Source organism: Micromonospora sp. NPDC049047 (assembly GCF_040649135.1).
GTDB lineage: Bacteria > Actinomycetota > Actinomycetes > Mycobacteriales > Micromonosporaceae > Micromonospora.
This window is the reverse complement of the sequence record NZ_JBEZEY010000022.1, coordinates 101,455-121,989: the sequence shown is the minus strand read 5'-3', so window position 1 is coordinate 121,989 and position 20,535 is coordinate 101,455. Positions and strand designations below refer to the sequence as shown.

General features: G+C 70.3%; 18 protein-coding genes. 10 read left to right on the top strand and 8 right to left on the bottom strand.

Annotated elements, in window-relative coordinates; translation table 11 throughout:
• Positions 1-108 precede the first annotated feature (108 nt).
• The 6 genes from AB0B86_RS27310 to AB0B86_RS27285 form a co-directional block, all read right to left on the bottom strand.
• Complete coding sequence (locus AB0B86_RS27310) at positions 109-1,173, bottom strand: succinate dehydrogenase/fumarate reductase iron-sulfur subunit (protein ID WP_357403112.1); 1,065 nt, start codon at positions 1,171-1,173, stop codon at positions 109-111.
• Positions 1,170-3,098 (bottom strand): fumarate reductase/succinate dehydrogenase flavoprotein subunit, encoded by a 1,929-nt coding sequence (locus AB0B86_RS27305; protein ID WP_357403114.1) that lies wholly within the window; start codon positions 3,096-3,098, stop codon positions 1,170-1,172. The genes AB0B86_RS27310 and AB0B86_RS27305 overlap by 4 nt, the downstream gene beginning before the upstream one ends.
• Before the next feature lie 12 nt (positions 3,099-3,110).
• Positions 3,111-3,917, bottom strand: a complete 807-nt coding sequence (locus AB0B86_RS27300) for a hypothetical protein (protein ID WP_357403116.1) — start codon at positions 3,915-3,917, stop codon at positions 3,111-3,113.
• Positions 3,918-4,156: 239 nt separating this feature from the next.
• Positions 4,157-5,554 (bottom strand): metallopeptidase TldD-related protein, encoded by a 1,398-nt coding sequence (locus AB0B86_RS27295; protein ID WP_357420086.1) that lies wholly within the window; start codon positions 5,552-5,554, stop codon positions 4,157-4,159.
• A 118-nt stretch (positions 5,555-5,672) separates the two neighbouring features.
• On the bottom strand, positions 5,673-7,109 hold the full coding sequence (locus tag AB0B86_RS27290) for a TldD/PmbA family protein (protein WP_357420085.1): 1,437 nt from the start codon (positions 7,107-7,109) through the stop codon (positions 5,673-5,675).
• Between the two features lie 32 nt (positions 7,110-7,141).
• Entirely contained in the window at positions 7,142-7,423 is a 282-nt protein-coding gene (locus AB0B86_RS27285) for a Uma2 family endonuclease (protein ID WP_357420089.1), read from the bottom strand.
• A 350-nt stretch (positions 7,424-7,773) separates the two neighbouring features.
• Between AB0B86_RS27285 and AB0B86_RS27280 the strand changes: the two genes are divergently transcribed.
• The 8 genes from AB0B86_RS27280 to AB0B86_RS27245 all read left to right on the top strand — a co-directional run bounded on the left by AB0B86_RS27280 (position 7,774) and on the right by AB0B86_RS27245 (position 15,576).
• Positions 7,774-8,856 (top strand): ABC transporter ATP-binding protein, encoded by a 1,083-nt coding sequence (locus AB0B86_RS27280; protein ID WP_357403324.1) that lies wholly within the window; start codon positions 7,774-7,776, stop codon positions 8,854-8,856.
• 55 nt (positions 8,857-8,911) lie between these two features.
• Positions 8,912-10,081 (top strand): dipeptide ABC transporter ATP-binding protein, encoded by a 1,170-nt coding sequence (locus AB0B86_RS27275; RefSeq protein WP_357420084.1) that lies wholly within the window; start codon positions 8,912-8,914, stop codon positions 10,079-10,081.
• Entirely contained in the window at positions 10,078-11,085 is a 1,008-nt protein-coding gene (locus AB0B86_RS27270) for an ABC transporter permease (protein ID WP_357403124.1), read from the top strand. The genes AB0B86_RS27275 and AB0B86_RS27270 overlap by 4 nt, the downstream gene beginning before the upstream one ends.
• Positions 11,086-11,095: 10 nt before the next feature.
• Positions 11,096-12,082 carry an ABC transporter permease gene (locus tag AB0B86_RS27265; protein ID WP_357403127.1) on the top strand — a complete coding sequence of 329 codons (987 nt, stop codon included), beginning with the start codon at positions 11,096-11,098 and terminating at the stop codon, positions 12,080-12,082.
• A 146-nt stretch (positions 12,083-12,228) separates the two neighbouring features.
• Entirely contained in the window at positions 12,229-13,971 is a 1,743-nt protein-coding gene (locus AB0B86_RS27260; RefSeq protein ID WP_357403129.1) for an ABC transporter substrate-binding protein, read from the top strand.
• A 189-nt stretch (positions 13,972-14,160) separates the two neighbouring features.
• The gene (locus AB0B86_RS27255; RefSeq protein ID WP_357403131.1) at positions 14,161-14,541 is read left to right on the top strand and encodes a VOC family protein; all 381 of its coding nucleotides are present in this window, start codon (positions 14,161-14,163) and stop codon (positions 14,539-14,541) included.
• Positions 14,542-14,634: 93 nt separating this feature from the next.
• A complete protein-coding gene (locus AB0B86_RS27250; protein ID WP_357403133.1) occupies positions 14,635-14,940 on the top strand; it encodes a hypothetical protein in 306 nt (101 codons plus the stop codon).
• A 60-nt stretch (positions 14,941-15,000) separates the two neighbouring features.
• A complete protein-coding gene (locus AB0B86_RS27245) occupies positions 15,001-15,576 on the top strand; it encodes an ATP-binding protein (RefSeq protein WP_357420083.1) in 576 nt (191 codons plus the stop codon).
• Between the two features lie 207 nt (positions 15,577-15,783).
• Here the strand turns inward: AB0B86_RS27245 and AB0B86_RS27240 are convergent, their stop codons facing one another.
• The gene (locus AB0B86_RS27240) at positions 15,784-16,686 is read right to left on the bottom strand and encodes an NADP-dependent oxidoreductase (RefSeq protein WP_357403135.1); all 903 of its coding nucleotides are present in this window, start codon (positions 16,684-16,686) and stop codon (positions 15,784-15,786) included.
• Between the two features lie 105 nt (positions 16,687-16,791).
• Between AB0B86_RS27240 and AB0B86_RS27235 the strand changes: the two genes are divergently transcribed.
• The gene (locus AB0B86_RS27235; RefSeq protein WP_357403137.1) at positions 16,792-17,190 is read left to right on the top strand and encodes a helix-turn-helix domain-containing protein; all 399 of its coding nucleotides are present in this window, start codon (positions 16,792-16,794) and stop codon (positions 17,188-17,190) included.
• A gap of 185 nt (positions 17,191-17,375) precedes the next feature.
• On the opposite strand, the gene AB0B86_RS27230 is transcribed toward AB0B86_RS27235, so the two are convergent.
• Positions 17,376-19,520 (bottom strand): prolyl oligopeptidase family serine peptidase, encoded by a 2,145-nt coding sequence (locus AB0B86_RS27230; RefSeq protein WP_357403139.1) that lies wholly within the window; start codon positions 19,518-19,520, stop codon positions 17,376-17,378.
• 86 nt (positions 19,521-19,606) lie between these two features.
• On the opposite strand from AB0B86_RS27230, the gene mshB reads away from it, so the two are divergent.
• Positions 19,607-20,533, top strand: coding sequence for an N-acetyl-1-D-myo-inositol-2-amino-2-deoxy-alpha-D-glucopyranoside deacetylase (gene mshB, locus AB0B86_RS27225; protein ID WP_357403141.1), 927 nt, complete (start codon positions 19,607-19,609; stop codon positions 20,531-20,533).
• Positions 20,534-20,535: the final 2 nt, after the last annotated feature.

Below are 20,535 nucleotides of genomic sequence, written 5' to 3'. Positions count from 1 at the left end.
GCCTCACCATCGTCACCAGCCGCGACCGGCTCACCCCGCTTGTCGTCACCGAAAGCGCCCACCCGATAGCCGTGGCGATAGCCACGGCCCCCGCTTTCGTTCGGGTGGTTAGTGCTGCTTGTCCTGGTCCGGGTGGGCGAAGTTGAGGTGCTCCGGAGGCAGCGGGAAGGTCACGTCGTCACCGAACGGCGACGGCGCTGCGGCCCGGTCGAACGTGAGTTCGGTAAGCGGCAGCTTGCCCCGGTCGTCCACCGCCGGAGCGGTCGGGTGGGGCACCTCCCGGTCCCAGTTCACGCCACTCTGCGCCTGCGCCTCGGCGCTCGGGTTGTGCGAACCACCGGCGTGCGAGTGCACCCCGGCCCGCGTCGGGCCCGACGTCGTCGAGCCCTGACGGGCGGTGGTCACGCTGGTCTGGGGCGTCTCGCCCCGACGGAAGATCTTGCTACCAAGCCACACAAGGGGATCGTACCTGCGGTCGACGACCCGTTCCTTCATGGGGATGATCCCGTTATCAGTGATCTTGATGTGCTCGGGGCAGACCTCGGTGCAGCACTTGGTGATGTTGCAGAAACCGAGGCCCTGTTCGGCCTGCGCGTACTCCTTGCGGTCCGTCCGGGTGTCCAACGGGTGCATGTCCAGCTCGGCCGCGCGGATGAAGTACCGGGGGCCGGAGAACGCCTGCTTGTTCTCGTCGTGGTCGCGGATCACGTGGCAGACCGTCTGGCACAGGAAGCACTCGATGCACTTGCGGAACTCCTGCGAGCGCTCGACGTCGACCTGCTGCATCCGGTAGTCACCCGGGGCAACGTCCGCAGGCGGGGCGAACGCCGGGGTCTCCAGCGCCTTCTGGTAGTTGAACGAGACGTCGGTGACCAGGTCCCGGATGACCGGGAACGTCCGCAGCGGGGTGACCGTGACGGTCTCCTCGTCGCCGAAGGTCGACATCCGGGTCATGCACCCCAACCGCGGCTTGCCGTTGATCTCCATGGAGCAGGAGCCGCACTTGCCGGCCTTGCAGTTCCACCGGCAGGCCAGGTCCGGCGCGTCGGTGGCCTGGAGGCGGTGGATGATGTCGAGGACCACCTCGCCCTCGTTCACCTCCACCATGTAGTCCTGCAGGTCTCCGCCGGTCTCGTCGCCCCGCCAGATCCGGAACTGACGCTTCGCGCTCATCGGTTGTCCGCCTCTCCAGCGTCGGCGACGAGGGCGTCGAAGTCGGCCAACTCCTCGTCGGTGAGGTACTTGGCCAGCTCCGCACGGTCGAAGAGGCCGATCAGCTCCGGCCGCATCTTCGGCAGCGGCTTGCGGGTCAGCCGTACGCTGTCGCCGTCGAGCGAGCAGACCAGATTGACCTGCCGCCACTTCGGCTCCATCGCCGGATAGTCCTCCCGGGTGTGCCCGCCGCGCGACTCCTGCCGCTCCAGCGCCGCCTTCGCGGTGCACTCCGAGACCACGAGCATGTTGCGCAGGTCCAGCGCGAGGTGCCAGCCGGGGTTGTAGCGCCGACCGCCGACCGCGCTCACCTTGGCCACCCGCTCGCGCAGCTCGGCCAGCCGCACCAGGGCGTCGGCCAGTTCACCCTCCCGGCGGATGATCCCCACCAGATCCCCCATGACCACCTGGAGGTCCTGCTGGAGGGTGTAGGGGCTCTCACCGGTGTCCCGTTGCAGCGGGGCCAGGGCGGTGTCCACCGCCGCCTCGACCGCGTCCACCGCCACCTTCGGCCGGGCCGACAGCCCGTCCGCGTAGCTGGCCGCGTGCCCGCCCGCCCGCTTGCCGAACACCAGCAGGTCGGACAGGGAGTTGCCGCCGAGTCGGTTGGAGCCGTGCATGCCGCCGGAGACCTCACCGGCGGCGAACAGGCCGCGTACGTGGCCGAAGGCGGCACCCGAGTCCGGGTCGACCTCGACGCCACCCATCACGTAGTGACAGGTCGGCCCGACCTCCATCGGCTCGGCCGTGATGTCGACGTCGGCCAGCTCCTTGAACTGGTGGTACATCGACGGCAGCCGCCGGCGGATCTCGTCGGCCGAACGCCGGCTGGCGATGTCCAGGAAGACGCCACCGGCGGGGGAGCCCCGACCGGCCTTGACCTCGCTGTTGATCGCGCGGGCCACCTCGTCGCGGGGCAGCAGCTCCGGCGGACGCCGGTTGTTGTCCGGGTCGGTGTACCAGCGGTCCGCCTCCTCCTCGGTCTCCGCGTACTGCTTGCGGAAGACGTCGGGGACGTAGTCGAACATGAACCGCTTGCCCTCGGAGTTCTTCAGGACGCCACCGTCACCACGCACCGACTCGGTGACCAGGATGCCCTTCACCGAGGGCGGCCAGACCATGCCGGTCGGGTGGAACTGGAGGAACTCCATGTTGATCAGCGTCGCCCCGGCGCGCAACGCCAACGCGTGCCCGTCCCCGGTGTACTCCCAGGAGTTCGAGGTGACCTTGTAGGAGCGACCGACCCCACCGGTGGCCAGCACCACGGCCGGCGCTTCGAAGAGGATGAACTCGCCCGACTCGCGGTAGTAGCCGAACGCGCCGGCCACCCGGTCGCCGTCGAGCAGCAGCTCGGTGATGGTGGTCTCGGAGAACACCTTGATCCGGGCGTCGTACGAGCCGAACTCCCGCTGGTCCTCCTGCTGGAGCGAGACGATCTTCTGCTGCAGGGTGCGGATCAGCTCCAGGCCGGTCCGGTCGCCGACGTGCGCCAGGCGCGGGTACTCGTGGCCACCGAAGTTGCGCTGCGAGATCTTGCCGTCCTTGGTGCGGTCGAAGAGCGCACCGTACGTCTCCAACTCCCAGATCCGCTGCGGTGCCTCCTTCGCGTGCAGCTCGGCCATCCGGAAGTTGTTGAGGAACTTGCCGCCGCGCATGGTGTCGCGGAAGTGCACCTGCCAGTTGTCCCGGCTGTTCACGTTGCCCATGGCGGCTGCCGCGCCGCCCTCGGCCATCACCGTGTGCGCCTTGCCGAAGAGCGACTTGGAGATGATCGCGGTCTTCTTGCCGGCGAGCCGGGCCTCGATCGCCGCGCGCAGACCGGCGCCGCCGGCCCCGATGACGACGACGTCGTAGTGGTGTCGTTCGATACGAGTGGTAGTGGTCATGTCAGGGGCCCTTTAGTTGATGAACCGCAGGTCGGAGAACCAGCCAGCCGCGAGCGCCATGATGTAGAAGTCGGCGAGCGCCAGGGTGCCGAGGGTGATCCAGGCGAGCTGCATGTGCCGGACGTTCAACGCCGAGACGACCGTCCAGGCCTTGTACCGCACCGGGTGCTTGGAGAAGTGCTTGAGCCGGCCGCCGATGATGTGCCGGCAGGAGTGGCAGGAGATGGTGTACGCCCAGAGCATCACCACGTTGAGCACCAGGATGATGTTGCCGAGCCCGAAGCCGAAGCCCTTCGGCGAGTGGAAGGCGAGGATCGCGTCCCAGGTGTTGATCAGCGAGATGATCGCGGCCGCGTAGAAGAAGTAGCGGTGCAGGTTCTGACCGAGCAGCGGGAAGCGGGTCTCCCCGGCGTACTCCTTGTGGCCGTCCGGCACGGCGCAGGCCGGCGGCGACAGCCAGAACGACCGGTAGTAGGCCTTGCGGTAGTAGTAGCAGGTGAGCCGGAACAGCAGCAGGAACGGCAGGGTCAGCGCCGCGTCCGGGATGATCCACCAGCCGGGCAGGAACCGGCCGAAATGCGAGGCGGCCTCGACGCACCGGTCGGTCACGCACGGGGAATAGAACGGGGTCAGGTAGTGGTACGCGTCCACCCAGTAGTTGTCGTGCATGAAGACCCGGACCGTCGCGTACGCGACCCAGGCGCTGAGCCCGATCACGGTGATCAGCGGGGCGAACCACCAACGGTCGGTACGCAACGTCTTCGCCGCGATCGCGGCGCGCGCCCGCGCTCCCCGCGGCTTCGTTGCCGTTGAAGTCATTCGAGTCGTCTCCTCGACGGGCCCGTACGGGCGGGCTGATCTTTCTCCGGTCGGCACGCGGACCGGCGAACCCGCACCCGCTGCCACATCCTGCGCACACCAACGACCACGCCGGATCGACCGACGCAGCTAAGTGACACACGTTACGCCGATCTCTGCGGGCCGTCCGCGCAAGGGAGTGTCCCGTGTGTCTGGCCTGCGAAAAAGCCGCGTTGGGCACCGGCGGCAGACCATCGCGGTCACCCCGAGGCACCACCGGTGAAGTGCCAGGACGCCAGTCGCAGCGAGGGGGCCGCCCACCACACACCGTCCACCCGATCCGGTTGCCGCACCGCCCGAGCGCCCAGCCCGAGCACCGCCCCGGGTCCGAGCGCGCGTGGGTACGACTCGGTGAACCGCAGGTCACGTACCGCCCGCACGACAGTGCCGTCCTCGATGAGCCAGACGCCGTTGCGGGTCAACCCGGTGACGACGAGGCTCTTCGGATCGAGGACCCGCGTGTACCACAGGTCGGTGACCAGCAACCCCCGGCGTACCTCAGCGACAAGCGCCGCGGTGTCCGCGTCGACCACCGCGCCGGCCGCCCCACCGGTCGTGCTCCGGCCGGTCGCGCTGGCCGGGCCGGCCGTCGCACCGGACAGCCGCAGGTTGCGGGCCATCGGCCCCCAGGTGGCGCCACCCGCTACCGCGTGCCCGGTGGACCGCGCGCCCGCCTCGTTGGCCGTCCGCCGGTCGTGCGCCACGGCCCGGGTGGTGCCCGCCTCGACCAGGGTCAGCGCCCCCCGACCGGTGCCTTCCGCGTCGAACGGCAGCCCCGACCCGCCCAGCGGATCGTCCACCAGGGTCACCGCCCGATCGAACTGGGCCGTACCCGGCTCGGCGAACGACTGCCGCTCGGCGTACCGCTTGCCGTTGAAGCCGTAGAAGGAGAGGTTCTGCAACAGGTCGGCCACCGCGGCCGGCTCGAACACCACCTCGTAGCGCCCCGGCGGCAGCTCGACCGGGTCGGCCGCCGACTGGGCCTTCGCCGCCGCCTGCGCGCCAAGCTCGGCGCCGTCGAGGTCGGCGAGCCGGTCGGCGTGGCGACGGGCAACCCCGTCCGCACCGTCGCGGCGCGCGATGCCGTCCATCGCCGCCTCCGCCGAGCGGCCGGAGGCCGAGTGCCCGGCCGAGTTGGCGAACGCCGACGAGCGGTGCGCGGTGCGGCAGTAGCCGGCCGTGCTGAGGCCGCCGGCGGCGGCCACGAACGCGCCGACGCGGTCGGCCCGCTGGTCCGGCTCGGCCTGCGCGGTGGCCTCGTCGACCGCCGGCGCGGCCGGCACGGGCACGGGCGCGCCCAGGCCCGGCCAGCCCGGGTCGGGCGGGCCGAGCCGCGCCGCGGCCAGGGTGCGCTCGACAAGCGCGCTCAGCCCGTCGGTGGTGACCACGCTGCCGCTGCCGGCGGCGGTCCGCCCGTCGACGTGCAGCCGTAGCCGGACCCCGACTGTCGACTCCGCGACGTTCTGGTGGATCGCCGAGTTGGCGAACCGGGTGAGCGCCAGATCCGCCCGCGTCACCACCACCTCGGCCTGTGACGCCGGCCCACCGAGGCGGCGCACCAGCTCGATGACCTGCCCAGCCAGCTCCAACTCGGTCATGCCGAGCCACCTTTCGTTCGCGACTGCGGGGCTCGCAGACCCGGCTCACTCCTCGCGCTCGCCGAGCCACCTTCCGTTCGCGACTGCGGGGCTCGCAGACCCGGCTCACTCCTCGCGCTCACGCGGACACTCCGACCCGGACGTTGCGGAACCGGGCCGGCGCGGCCGGGTGACCGGTGTGCCCGATCTGGCCGGGCTGGCCCTTGCCGCAGTTGGGAGTGCCCCAGGAGACCGTCTCGCCGGAGAGCATGTCCATCGAGCGCCAGAAGAGCGGGCCGATCCCGGTGTACGTCGGATTGCGCAACATCCGTCCCCGCCGCCCCTTCTTGATCTCCCAGCCCACCTCGCAGCCGAACTGGAAGTTGAGCCGCTTGTCGTCGATCGACCACGACCGGTTGAGGTCCATCAACACCCCGTCGTCGGTGGCCGCGATGATCTCCTCCAGGGTGTGCGGGCCGGGTTCCAGGCCGACGTTCGTCATCCGCACCATCGGCAGCCGGGCCCACCCGTCCGCGCGTACGCTGCCGCCGTAGTCGAGGCCGGCCATGGCGGCGGAGTCCCGGCCGGCCAGCACCCCCACCCAGCGACCGTCGCGGACCGCGTCCCGCTTGACCGCCGGGGAACCCTCGTCGTCGAAGCCGAAGCTGCCGAGCGCACCGGGGATGGTCGGGTCGATCGTGATGTTCATCAGCTCGGATCCGTAGCGCAGCGAACCGAGCTGGGCCAGGTCCAGCCAGGACGTACCGGCGAAGGCGGCCTCCCAGCCGAGGATGCGGTCCAGTTCGATGGCGTGCCCGACCGACTCGTGGATCTGCAGGGCCAGCTGCTCGCCGCCGAGGATCAGGTCCGTCTCGCCGGCCGGGCACTGCGGCGCGGTGAGCAGCGCCCGGGACTCCTCGGCGATCTGCGCGGCGTGCGCGGCCAGGTCCAGCGACTCGACAAGCTCCCAGCCGGTGGTGCCGTACTGGCCGCGGTAGCTCGGCCAGGACCGGCGTTGCGTCTCACCGTCGCCGATCGAGGTGGCCGAGATGCCGCCACCGCACTCGCGGATCCGCTGGTCGATCCGGTGGCCCTCGCTGGAGACGAACCACTTCGCGGTGTCCCAGATCTGGTACAGGCCCTCGGCCAGGTCCGCGCCGTGCTCGGCCATCGTGCGGGTCGCGCCGACAAGCAGGTCGCCCTTGTCCGACAGGGGCACCCCGAGCGGGTCGATCTGGCAGCCGGAGGTCCAACTCGCGACGAACGCCTGCGCCGCGACCAGGTCGACCGGCGGGCCGGGGACCCGCGCGCTTGCCATCGCGGTCCGGGTCGCGCGCCGGCCAGCGTCGCGGGCGGCGGCGTCGGAGAGGTCGGGTACGGCGTGGAAGCCCCAACTCGCACCGACGAGTGCCCGCACACCGAGCCCGATGCTCTCGTCCTGGGTCAGCTCCTCCACGTCGCCGTTGCGCGCGGTCATCGACTCGTAGCGGCGGTGCATCACCCGCGCGTCGGCATACCGGGCGCCCGCGTCGAGGGCGGCCTGGACGGCGGCGGTTGCCGCGTCGAACTCGGTCATGGACCGACCCTAGGCCAGCCGACCGACGCCCGTCAGGGGACGAGATCCTCCGGCCGGATAGTGGCCCGCACCGGCTCCGTCAACTCCAACACTTCGCCGACCCTGGTCGTCGACCGCCGCACGTAGCGGGCATCCTCCAGTTGATAGAGGTGCAGGGCCAGAGTTTCCTGGTCGGCGAGGAGATACCACTCGATCCCCGCCGCAGCGTAGACGTGGGGTTTCAATACCCGGTCGATGACGGCGGTATGGGGTGCGGTGATTTCACCAACCAACAGGACCGCGTCCGCTGGTACGCAGTCCTCGGTGAGAGCCAGCTCCGTCGTTGCTGCCGCGGGCCTGCGCCAGCCGCAAGATCGCGCATCATCCTGGTTGTAGTGGTGTCGCGCGTCGGTGATGCCACTACATCCTGGTTCGAGCGTGACCTTGACGGCGGCTGGTGCGGGGCGCGGGACGGGAGGATGTGAGATGAACGGGCGTGGATGGCGAGGTGACGGGGGTGCGGGGCCGATGCGGACTCGTTACGCTCGGCCCCGCTGACACGCGCCGACTTTGTAGCTTATTTTCACCCTCGGGACTTTCCTGTAAGTTCCCTTCGTCACTGAGGGAGGTGGCCGTGGACAGCTCCGAACCCTCGCCGTCCGGCGATCCGGACGACCGTCCCGCCGTGCCGGCCCAGCGCTCCGACCAGGACGCCTACCTGCGGGTGCGGGACCTGCGGGTCCGGTTCGACACCGAGGACGGCGTGGTGCGCGCGGTCGACGGGGTGTCGTTCGCCGTCGAGCGGGGCCGCACCCTCGGCATCGTCGGCGAGTCCGGCTCCGGCAAGAGCGTCACCTCGCTGGCCATCCTCGGCCTGCACGATCCCAAACGGGCCACCATCACCGGGGAGATCTCCGTCGGCGGCCGGCAGGTGGTCGGCCTCCCCGACGAGGAGGTACGCCGGCTGCGCGGCCGGGACATGGCGATGATCTTCCAGGATCCACTGTCGGCGCTGCACCCCTACTACACTGTGGGTCGGCAGATCGCCGAGGCGTACCGGGTGCACCACCCGAAGGCCAGCCGGCGCGAGGCCCGCCAGCGGGCTGTCGACATGCTCGACCGGGTGGGCATCCCGCAGCCGGCCCGCCGCTTCGACCAGTACCCGCACGAGTTCTCCGGCGGCATGCGGCAGCGGGCCATGATCGCAATGTCCCTGGTCAACGACCCGGCACTGCTTATCGCCGACGAGCCGACCACCGCACTTGACGTCACGGTGCAGGCGCAGATCCTGGACCTGCTCGCCGACCTGCAGGCCGAGTTCCACTCCGCGATCATCCTGATCACCCACGACCTCGGCGTGGTCGGTCAGGTCGCCGACGACGTGCTTGTCATGTACGGCGGGCGTGCCATCGAGCGGGGCAGCGTCGAGCAGGTGCTCCGCTCGCCGCAGCACCCGTACACCTGGGGGTTGCTCTCCAGCGTGCCGTCCCTGCACGGCGACGCGGACGCGGACCTGGTGCCGATCCCCGGCAACCCGCCCAGCCTGATCAACCTGCCGTCCGGCTGCGCGTTCCACCCCCGCTGCCGGTACGCGGACCGCGCCGGTACCCGGTCCCGCAGCGAGGTGCCCGAGTTGCGCGCGGCCGGTGGGACCGGCTCAGCCAGCGCGGCCGGGGCCGACGGTCACCTGGTCGCCTGCCACCTGAGCGCGCAGGAGCGGGCCGCGTTCTACGCCGAGGACGTCGCACGAGTGGGGGTGGCTGTGTGAGGGCGAGGAACGCAGCGCAGCGGAGTACCGCGGTCCCGAACGGAGGACTGTGGAGATGACCGACGAACCACTGTTGCGGGTACGCGGGCTGACCAAGCACTTCCCGGTACGCCAGGGGCTGCGCGCCACCAGTCTGGTGCGGGCGGTGGACGGGCTCGACTTCGACGTACGCCCCGGCGAGACGCTCGGCCTGGTCGGGGAGTCGGGCTGCGGCAAGACCACCACCGGCCGGATGCTGGTGCGGCTGTTGGAGCCGACGAGCGGCAGCATCGAGTTCGCCGGGCGGGACATCACCCATGCCGGCCGGCGCGAGTTGCGCCCGCTGCGCCAGGAACTCCAGATCGTCTTCCAGGACCCGTACGCCTCGTTGAACCCCCGGCACACCGTCGGCCGGATCGTGGCGATGCCGTTGCAGGTGAACGGGATCAAGCCGCCGGGTGGGATCAAGGCCCGGGTGCAGGAGTTGCTGGAGCTTGTCGGGTTGAACCCGGAGCACTACAACCGCTACCCGCACGAGTTCTCCGGCGGCCAGCGCCAGCGCATCGGCATCGCCCGCGCGTTGGCGTTGCGGCCCAAGCTGATCGTCGCCGACGAGCCGGTGAGCGCGCTCGACGTGTCGATCCAGGCGCAGGTCGTCAACCTGCTGCGGGACCTGCAACGGGAGCTCGACCTGGCGTTCGTGTTCATCGCGCACGACCTGGCCGTGATCCGGCACTTCTGCCAGCGGGTCGCGGTGATGTACCTGGGTCGGATCGTGGAGATCGGCGACCGCGCCGACATCTACGAACGCCCGCAGCACCCGTACACCAGGGCGTTGCTCTCGGCGATCCCGGACGTCACCCAGCTCGGCCCGGCGGGCCGGATCCGGCTGAGCGGCGACGTGCCGACGCCGCTCGACCCGCCGTCGGGCTGCCGGTTCCGGACCCGGTGCTGGAAGGCGCAGGACATCTGCGCCACCGAGGAGCCCGCGTTGGTGCCGCGCGACGGCGGTCGGCAGGCCACCGCGTGTCACTTCCCCGAAGGGGGAGCGGTCAGCACGAGCCCCGAAGGGGAAGCGGTCAGCACGAGCCCCGAAGGGGAAGCGGTCGGCACGAGCCCGGAAGGGGAAGCGGTCGGCACGAGCCCGGAGTCGGCGGGTGCCGGCCCGGTGACGGATGCGGCCGTGCTCGGGGCCGAGCCGGCCGGCCGCGGGGCCGAAGCGAACGTCGAGGAGGTGCCGTCATGAGCCTGTCCCCGGTGGAGGGTGTGGCGCTTGCCGAGATCGAGTCCGGCCCGGACGTGGGCGGGCCGGCGACGAAGGGTGTCGTCGGGCGCTCGCCCGGTCAGCTCGCCTGGCTGCGGCTGCGCCGTGACCGCACGGCCGTGGCCAGCGGCGTGGTCCTGGTTTTCCTCATGGTGTTGGGGCTGGCGGCCCCGCTTGTCGAGATGGCCTACGGCGTCGGTCCGCGGGAGCAGTTCCAGCAACTGCTGGACGGCTTCGGCATGCCGCTGGGTTACGCCGGTGGCGTCAGCGGGGACCACTGGTTCGGCCTGGAGCCGAACCTGGGTCGGGACGTCTTCATCCGGCTGATCTACGGGTTGCGCACGTCGTTGTTCGTCGCCCTCGCCGCCGCGCTGATCACCGCGACGATCGGCGTCGTGCTCGGCACGCTCGCCGGCTACCTCGGCGGCTGGCTCGACGCGGTGCTCAACTGGATCACCGACCTGACCCTGGCCATGCCCTTCCTGATCATCGCGCTGGCGCTCACCCCCGCCATCACGCTGCGCTTCTACGGCGAGCGGGGGCAGGTGTCGTCCGCCTTCGGCGTGGGCGTACTGATCGCCGTGTTCGCCATCTTCGGCTGGACCAGCACCGCCCGCCTGGTGCGGGGGCAGGTGATCGCGCTGCGCGAGCGGGAGTTCGTGGAGGCGGCAAGGGCCAGCGGCGCCGGGTTGGGGCACATGCTCTTCCGGCAACTGCTGCCGAACATCTGGGCGCCGATCCTGGTCTCGTTCTCCCTGGCGGTGCCGCAGTTCATCACGAGCGAGGCCGCGCTGTCGTTCATCGGTGTCGGCCTCAGCGACGAGACGCCGAGTTTCGGCCGGATGATCTACGACAGTCTGGACTTCCTCCAGACCGACCCGGCGTACGTGTTCTTCCCGGGCATCACGATCTTCGCGCTGGTGTTCGCCTTCAACCTCTTCGGCGACGCGTTGCGGGACGCGCTCGACCCGAAGTCGTCCCGGTAGGGGTGGACTCATGTCACGGTTTCTGATCAAGCGGCTGTTCTCCGCCACGCTCACCCTGTTCGCGGTGAGCGTGCTGACCTTCCTGATGTTCTTCGCCCTGCCGCGTGACCCGGTCACCAGCATCTGCTCGAAGAACTGCAACCCGGAGCGGTTGGAGCGGGTCCGCGACGACCTGGGTCTGAACGACCCGCTGGTCAGCCAGTACGCCGGTTACATGAAGGGCATCGTGACCGGTCGCGACCTGGGCAGCGCCCAGGGTGGCCGGTGCGACGCGCCCTGCCTGGGCTGGTCGTACGTCACCAACGAGGCCGTCTCGGACACCCTCGCCCGGGTGCTGCCGGTGACGCTGAGCATCGTGATCCCGGCAGCCATCCTCTGGTTGCTGCTGGGGGTGGGGCTGGGCATGGTCTCCGCGTTGCGGCGCGGCACCTGGCTGGACCGGGCCGCCATCGGTTTCTCACTCACCGGCGCCTCGTTGCAGCTCTACTTCGTGGGCGCGGTGCTGCTGATGGTGTTCGTCTACAACCTGCGGCTGCTGCCGGTGCCCAGCTACACGTCACTGTTCGACAACCCGGCGAAGTGGGCCAGCGGGCTGGTGCTCGCCTGGGTGGCGCTGGCCTTCCTCTTCTCGGCGATCTACGCCCGGTTGTCCCGGGCACAGATGTTGGAGACGCTCTCGGAGGACTTCGTCCGGACCGCGCGGGCCAAGGGCCTGGCCAAACCCACTGTGTACGGGCGGCACGCGCTGCGCGCGGCGATCACCCCGGTGGTGACGATCGCCGGGCTGGACGTGGGTGGGGCGCTGGGCGGCACGGTGATCACCGAGACGACGTTCGGCATCCAGGGGCTGGGGCGTACCGCGGTGGACGCGGTGCGCTCGGGTGACCTGCCCACCATCATGGCCACCGTGCTGATCGCGGCCGTCTTCGTGGTGCTGGCGAACGTGCTTGTGGACCTGCTCTACGCGGCCATCGACCCGCGGGTCCGGCTGCGCTGACGTGTTTGATGGTCACCGCACGGCTGGTGGCGAAATTTATCGACAACTGTTACACAACTCGTAGGTTTTCTTCCTTACGATCCTCGGGACGTCGGCGGTTCTCGCCCCGGCGAAACCGCACGGCACATGGGTGAAGGGGGTACTTCATGAGACCACGCGTGGTGGCTGCCGCAGGCGGCGCGATCGCTCTGGTGGTGGCATTGGGTGCGTGCTCGAAGAACACGGGCGAGGGCACCACCGTGAACACCGAGCGGCAGCAGACCGGGGTCATCGCTACCGATCCCAAGGACTCGCAGGGCCCGGCCGCCGAGGTGAGTGGGGCGCAGAAGGGCGGCACCTTCACCGTCATCCGGGAGTCGCCGATCTCCCACCTCGACCCGCAGCGGACGTACTCGTTCGCCGGTCTGATGGCCAACCCCCTCTGGTCCCGCTACCTGACCACCTGGAAGGACGACGGCAAGGGCGGACTGGTCCTCGTCGGCGACCTGGCCGAAACGCCGGGCAAGAACGTCAACAACGACTGCAAGGTCTGGGAATTCACAGTCAAGGACGGCGTGAAGTTCGAGGACGGCCGGCCGATCACCTCGAAGGAGATCGCGTACGGCATCGCGCGGTCCTTCGACCCCGACCTCTCCGGCGGCCCCACCTACATCCAGGAGTGGCTGGCCGACACCGCGCAGTTCGACACCAAGTGGGACTTCAAGAAGAACAAGACGTCGCTCCCGCCCGGCCTCTCCACGCCGGACGCGAAGACGCTGCGCTTCGAGTTCGCCAAGCCCCGCTGTGACCTGCCGTTCGCGGTCTCGCTGCCGACCACCGCGCCGCTGCCGGCGGACAAGGACACCGGCATCGACGTGGACAAGCAGCCGTTCTCGTCCGGCCCGTACAAGGTCGCCAAGAACCAGGTAGGCGTGTCGCTCACCCTGGACCGCAACCCCAACTGGGACCCGAGCACCGACCCGGTCCGGCACCAGTACCCGGACCAGTTCGTCTGGACCTTCGGCCCGACCGCGGACGCCGCCAACAACCGGGTGATCGCCGACAACGGCGCCGACCAGAGCGCGCTCGCCTTCAACGCCGTGCCCGCCTCGCTTGTCGCCAAGGTCGCCGGGGACGCCACGCTCAAGTCGCGGACGCTCCTCTCCCCGACCCCGAGTGCCAACCAGCTCGTCATCAACAACCAGCGGGTCACCGACCTGAAGGTCCGCCAGGCGCTCAACTACGCAATCGACCGCGAGGGCATGATCAAGGCGCTCGGCGGCCAAACCGTCGCCGCGCCGCTGACCACGCTGATGCCGCCGGCAACCATCGGCTACAAGGCGTACGAGGCGTACCCGGCCGGGCCCAACGGCAACGTCGACAAGGCCAAGGAGCTGCTCGGCGGCAAGACGCCGGAACTGGTTCTCGGTGTCGCCGACAACTCCACCGAGCAGCAGCAGGGTGCGCAGCTCAAGGCCAACCTGGAGCGGGCCGGCTTCAAGATCACCGTCCGGAACATCTCGGACGACGCGAAGCTCGACGAGATCAAGAAGAAGAACAACCCCTGGGACCTGTACATCGGTAACTGGGCTGCGGACTGGCCCAGCGGGGCGTCGATCCTGCCGGTGCTCTACGACGGCCGCACCATCAAGGCCGAGGGCAACAGCGACCAGTCCTACTTCAACGACCCGGCGATCAACGCCGAGATGGACCGCATCCTGGCACTGGCCCCGGCCGACCAGGGCCCCGAGTGGGCCAAGCTCGACGAGCGGATCATGAAGGAGTTCGCACCTGTGGTGCCGCTCTACGTGGACGTGGCCTACAACGTGCACGGGTCCAAGGCTGGCGGGGTCTTCATCTCCAGCGTCTTCGGCTATCCGTCATTCGTGAACGCGCACGTGAAGCCGTAAGTCACACCGCAGACCAGCAGGGTCCTCTCCCGACAACGCCGTCGGGCGGGGACCCTGCTGTTTTCGTTGACGGGTGGAGGTCGACGGCCCGGTCGATCCGGACGGCTGGAGTTCCGACGCCGGAGCGCCCGGCTGGAAGGAACGCTGGGGGATGCTCAGGCCGAGATGCCGGCAGATTAGGATCGGCTGATGTCCAACTTGATCAGGCTCGGCGTGACGACGGTCAATGCGCCGGACGCGCTCGCGCTCGCGCGGTTCTACGCTGAGATCACCGGCGGGGTCGCGAAGGGTGACGAGAGCTGGGCGGTCGTAGAAGGACCGAACGGTGACCTCGGGTTCCAGGGGGTCGACGACCACCGGCCGCCCACCTGGCCGGATGGAGAGGTGGGGATGCAGATGCACCTGGATTTCCTCGTCGACGATCTGGAGGCGACCGGAGCGCGTGTGCTGGCGGCCGGCGCTACCCGATTCGAGCATCAGCCCAACGCGGACCACTGCGTCGTGTACGCCGACCCGGCCGGGCATCCGTTCTGCCTGTCCCTGTGGGGAGCCCCGAGAGTCGGCGACTGACTCAGCTGCGGATACCGCAGAGTCATCTCGCTGCCTCCGCGCCCACCGTGGCGGATCGGTGCGACGGGCCGACAGTTCCACGAGGATGGGCACATGGCGGAGATCTACCCAGATGGCGGCGACGGGGAAGCCCGCACCGAGGCCGTGCCCGGTCTGCGCCCCGAGAGTGAGGACGCCGCCGATGCCACGGCGCGCACGCTCGACGTCGATGGAGAGACGTTCGCTCTCCGTCGAAACGAGTGCGATGGCACCGACTACACGTGGCTCAGCGGGCCGAACCCCGGCTATGGCTTCGGGATGAGCCCGACCGCCGGCCTGTCGCTCGACGAGCACCGGGAGAACATCCGCGGTTTCCTGGCCATGGTTGACCCCACGACCGGACGCATCGAAGACGACTGAACACCACAGCGGCGTCGGCGGCTGGCAGGTCGGGTTCGGCTCGCGCTGCGTCCGAGCGCCATGTGGATCGCCGAGGCGCTCTCCCAACGAAAGCGGGTGATGATGACGCCAACGCTGTTTCTGACAGTGGGCTTGCCGTGCACCGGGAAGACCACTGCTGCTCGCCGTCTGGAGATCGAGCGCAACGCCCTCCGGCTGACGAAGGACGAGTGGGTGAAGGCGCTCTACGGGCCCGAGAATCCGGCGGCGGCCCAGGACGTGATCGAGGGACGGCTCATCGCGATCGGGCTGCGCGCCCTCGAACTCGGCACCAACGTCGTGATCGACTACGGCCTGTGGAGCCGGGACGAGCGCTCCGCCCTCCGGCAGGCGGCAGCGGACCTCGGCGCGGCAGTGGAGCTGCGCTACTTCGAAGTCACCCCTGCTGAGCAGCGCAAACGAGTTGATCAGCGGCAGGCCGAAGCGCCACACACGACGTGGCCGATGTCCGACGAGGAACTTGCCGAGTGGGCCGCCGGCTTCGACATCCCGACCCCTGGCGAACTCGACGGCACCGAACCCATCGACGAGCCACCGGCCGGATTCGCGACGTGGCGCGAGTGGCGTACGCACCGCTGGCCGCCGTCGATCTCCTGACACCTGCGCCGTACCGGCAGTCGCGGACGCTCACCGGCCTGTTTGACGTCCACGCCCCGCCGAAACCGCCGGCATGGGTGCCAGCAGCTCGCGGCCACGCCGTCTGGCTCGCCGGCGGGAGGGCCGGCGAGCCAGACGCTGATCAGTTGAGGATCCGGACGGGACCGACCGCCAGCTGGCCTGACTGACCGCGCTCACCGCCGCGGATCAGGGGACGATCACCACGCCGCCGCGCACGCCACCTCGGGCCAGCCGATCATGGGCGGCCGCCACGTCGGCGAAGGGGTACACGTCGGCGACCCGGAGCGGGATGTCGCCGCTGGTGACGAGCTTTACCAGCTCGCCCAGCCGGGCTCCGTCCGGTAGCACCTCCAGCGCGAAGGTCCGGATTCCCCGCACCGGCTCCGGACGAAGAGGGGGTGACGCGGCCACGTAGCCGCCGCCGTCGCGGATGACGTCCAGCAGCGGGGGGCCGATCACCGCCAGGTCGATGACCGCGTCGAACGGCCCCGTCGGATCGTCGGCGCGCGACAGGAACGCCGCACCGAGCGACTCGACGAACTCGCGGTCGCCGGCCCCGGCGAGGCCCGTGGCGTGCAGACCGGACACCCGGGCCAGCGCCAGAACGAACCCACCGACCTGCCCGGCGGCACCGGTGACGAGCACCGTCGAACCCGCCGGGAGCGCGAGCAGGTCGAGGGCCTGCGCGGCGGCGAGGCCATTGGCCGGCAGGGTCGCCGCCTCGGTGGCGGGGACGCCGGTGGGCGCGGAGGTCAGCCAGGCGGCGTCGAGGACCACGTACTCCGCGTGGGTGCCGACAGTGGTTTGTAGCCACGGCGAGAAGCCGATGACCTCGTCGCCGATCGTGAGCTCCTCGACCGACGGGCCGACCGCGTCGACGCTGCCGGCAACGTCCCAGCCGGGCGTGTAGGGCAGGCCGGTCGGCAACGGGGCCGGGAACCGACCGGAGCGGACCACCAGATCAACCGGATGGACAACTGACGCCGCGACCCGCACCCGCACCTGCCCGGGCCCGGGCTCGGGCACCGGCACGTCGGCCACCTGCAGGACCTCCGGCTCTCCGAACCTTGCATAACTGACTGCGCGCATCGTCGTCTCCTTCACGGCATCTCGTGACCACCAGAACCGTATGAATGATCGGCACTGTGAGAAAGTAGGTACCGTAAAGTGCCTAGGGCACCAAAGGAGGGAAAGATGGCGACGACTACCGCCGCGCAACGCCGTGAAAAGGCCAAACGCGACTACGACGCGTTCCTGGAACAGTGCCCGACCCGCGAGCTGCTGAGCAGGCTCACCGACAAGTGGGTTGCCCTGGTGATCCCCGCACTCGTCGACGGCCCGCAGCGGCACGGCGAGCTCGCCCACCGCATCGCCGGCGTCAGTCAGAAGATGCTCACCCAGACCCTGCGGACGCTGGAGCGCGACGGCCTGGTCACCCGCACGGTCACCGCCTCGGTACCGGTCCGCGTCGACTACGAGCTCACCCCACTCGGCCATGAACTGTTCCCGGTCATGATCGCGATCAAGAACTGGGCGGAGACGCACATGGATCGCGTCTTCGAAGCCCGTACCCAATACGACGCCCGCCCCTGAAGGCATCCGCCGCCGACCGCACAGACCGCGCGACGTATCGCTCATCAGCTAGGTCCAGCTTGGTGAAGACGGCCGTCACGTGCTTCTCCACGCTGCCTGCGGCGAGACGCAGCGACTCGCAGATGGCCGCCTTGGACCGGCCCTCGGCCACCCGGCGTGCCGGAATCACCTATCGAGGATTGGCCCTACAGCAGATGGGTACGGAGGAAGTCGAGTTCCAGCGGAAGCAGTCGCTCGGCGGTGCCGTTCGCTGCCATGTGGGTGGCCCCGGTCAGCGGCAGCACGGCGTGCGGGCGGCCGGTGCTCAGCAGGGCCGCCGAGAGCCGGAGCGTGTGCGCGGCCACCACGTTGTCGTCGGCCATGCCGTGCACAAGCAGCAACGGGCGGGCCTGGTCCGGGCCGGTGACCGGCTCGGCGGCCAACTCGATGAGCGAGTGGTGCGCGTACACGTCCATGCCGTCCTCCGGCAGGCCGAGATAACGCTCGGTGTACGCGGTGTCGTACAGCGTCCAGTCGGTCACCGGCGCACCCGCGATCCCGCACTTGAACAGCTCCGGGTGGCGCAGCACCGCCAACCCGGCCAGCCACCCGCCGAACGACCAGCCCCGCACCCCCACCCGCGCCATGTCCAGGTCGGGATGTTTCCCGGCGAGCGCGGTCAGGGCGTCGATCTGGTCGGTCAGGGCCACGTCGGCCATCCGTCGGTGGACGGCCTTCTCGAACGAGGGGGCCACGCCCGGCGTACCCCGGTTGTCGATGGCGACCACCGCGAACCCGGCGTCGGCCCACCACTGCCGCTCCAACCACGCGGCCCGCGCCGCCACGACCTCCTGGTGCCCCGGCCCGCCGTAGATGTCGAGCAGCACCGGCAGTCGGCGGCCGGTCACGTGGTTGTCCGGGTAGAGCACCGCCGCCGGCAACCGCCGGTCGGTCACCCGTTCCAGCAACGGCAGCGGAGAATATGGCGGGACGGCGGCAAACGACCGCAGCTCGGCGAGCTCCTGGTCGCCGCGCCGGACCGTCCACCGCACCCCGGCATGATCAAGTGACGCGACCCCGACGGCCAGCACGTCACCGCCCACGGCGGCGGTGTGCCAACCCGAGTCGGTGGTGATCCGGCGCGCGTCCACCCCACCGCCGATGGTGGTCCGGACCCGGAACAGGTGCCGCTCGCTCGGCTCGCCGTCGCTCGCCTCGACGAGCAGGTCGGCCGGACCGGAACTGGCCGGCAGTCGACCCACGACCCGCCGCACGTACAGCGACGGCGGGGTGAGCAGGGTGCCGTCCGCGAACAGGCACCGCGCGTCGTACCCGTCGTGGGCCAACTCCCCGCCGACCAACACCCGACCGTCCGCCAGGTGTGCCGGGGTGCCGGCGATCGGCTCGACCCAACGCGGATCCGCCAGCTCCGCGTGCACCTGCGTCTCACCCGTCCGGGGGTCCACAGCGAGCACCAGCCCATGCTGCTGCGAACGGCGCAACACGGTGATCAACGGGCTGCCCTCGCCCCAGCTCACCGCCGTCAGGTACGGGTAGGTCTCCCGGTCCCAGTGCACGTCCACCCAGCCGTCGTCGAGGTCCAGCAGGTGTAGGCTGACCTCCGCGTTCGGCCCCCCGGCCCGGGGGTACGCCACGGCGGTCGGCGGGCTGGCTGGCTGGGCCGGGTCGTGCAGGTGCCACCGCTCCAGGCGGGACTCGTCCACCCTCGCTGCGAGCACCATCCGGCCGTCCGGTGCCCACCAGTAGCCCCGGTACCTGCCGAACTCCTCCGCCGCGATGTGCTCGGCCAACCCCCAGCTCACCCCGGCGTCCTCGCCGGCCAGCAGGGTGTCGGTGCCGTCCGACTCGATCACCCGCAACTCGCCCCGGCGCACCCCCGGCCCGGCGTCGGTCACGTACGCCACCCGCTGCCCGGTCGGGTCCGGACGTGGGTCGAGCACCGGACCGTCGGTGGCCACCTCCACCACGTCACCGTGCACCAGATCGGCCCGGAACAGCCGTCCGGCCAGCGCGAACACCGCGATCCGGCCGGCCGCGTCAAGCGCGTACGAGCCGATGCCGGCGGCGCTGAGCCGTAACCGCTCACGCAGTGCGCGTTCGCCGGGGGAGAGCGACCGGACGTCCCCGCCCTCGCCCAGCAGGGTCGTCGGGTCGGCGACCAGGCGCTCCTCGGCGGTAGCCACGTCCAGCAGCCAGAGCGCGTCCGCCGGGTCCTCCGGCCCCGCCGAGCGCAGGAAGATCACCCGGGAGCCGTCATCAGCTACGGAGACAGCGCGCGGCGCACCGTGGCTGAACCGGCGGGTGCGGGCGGCCAGCTCCGGAAAGTCCACAGACCGAATCGTAGAGCGGTACCGCAGGTGATGTGGCCGACCTGGGCGGACGCGTCAGCGCCGGCGGGCCCTGACCGCCGGTTAGAGTGACAGCCGTGACGATGCTGCCCGACCGCCGCCTGCTGCTGGTCCATGCGCACCCCGACGACGAGTCGATCGGCACCGGCTCGACGATGGCCCACTACGCCGCCGACGGCGCCCACGTCACGCTTGTGACCTGCACCCTCGGTGAGGAGGGCGAGATCCACGTGCCGGCGCTGGCCCAGCTCGCCGCCGCCGAGGCCGACCAGCTCGGCGGGTACCGGATCGCCGAGCTGGCCGCCGCGTGCGCCGCGCTCGGTGTCAGCGACCACCGCTTCCTGGGCGGGGCCGGGCGCTACCGCGACTCGGGAATGATGGGGCTCGCCACCAACGAACACCCCCGCGCCTTCTGGCAGGCGGACCTGGACGAGGCCGCCGGGCACCTGGTGGAGATCATGCGGGAGGTCCGCCCGCAGGTGCTGGTCACGTACGACCCGAACGGCTTCTACGGCCACCCGGACCACATCCAGGCGCACCGGGTCGCGATGCGCGCTGTCGAGCTGGCCGCCGCCGAGGGCTGCGCCCCGCTGAAGGTCTACTGGACCGCCATGCCGCTCAGCGTCCTGGAGGCCGGCCTGGCGCACTTCGCCGAGTCCTCCGACAACCCGTTCGCCGGCATCGAGGACATTGCGGAGCTGCCCTTCGGCACGCCGGACGCCCGGATCGCCGCCCGGATCGACGGCACCGACCAGCACCTGGCCAAGGAAAACGCGATGCGGGCGCACGCCACCCAGATCCCGGCCACCTCCTGGCTCTACTCGATCGCCGGCAACTTCGGCGGCGAGTTCATGGGCGTGGAGTTCTTCACCCTGGCGGTCGGCGAGAAGGGTCCGGGCTCCGGGCCGTACGGCTGGGAGGACGACCTCTTCGCCGGGCTCCCCGCGGAGACCGCCGCGGACCGGTCTCCGGTCACGGCGGCTGGTCTCCGGTGACC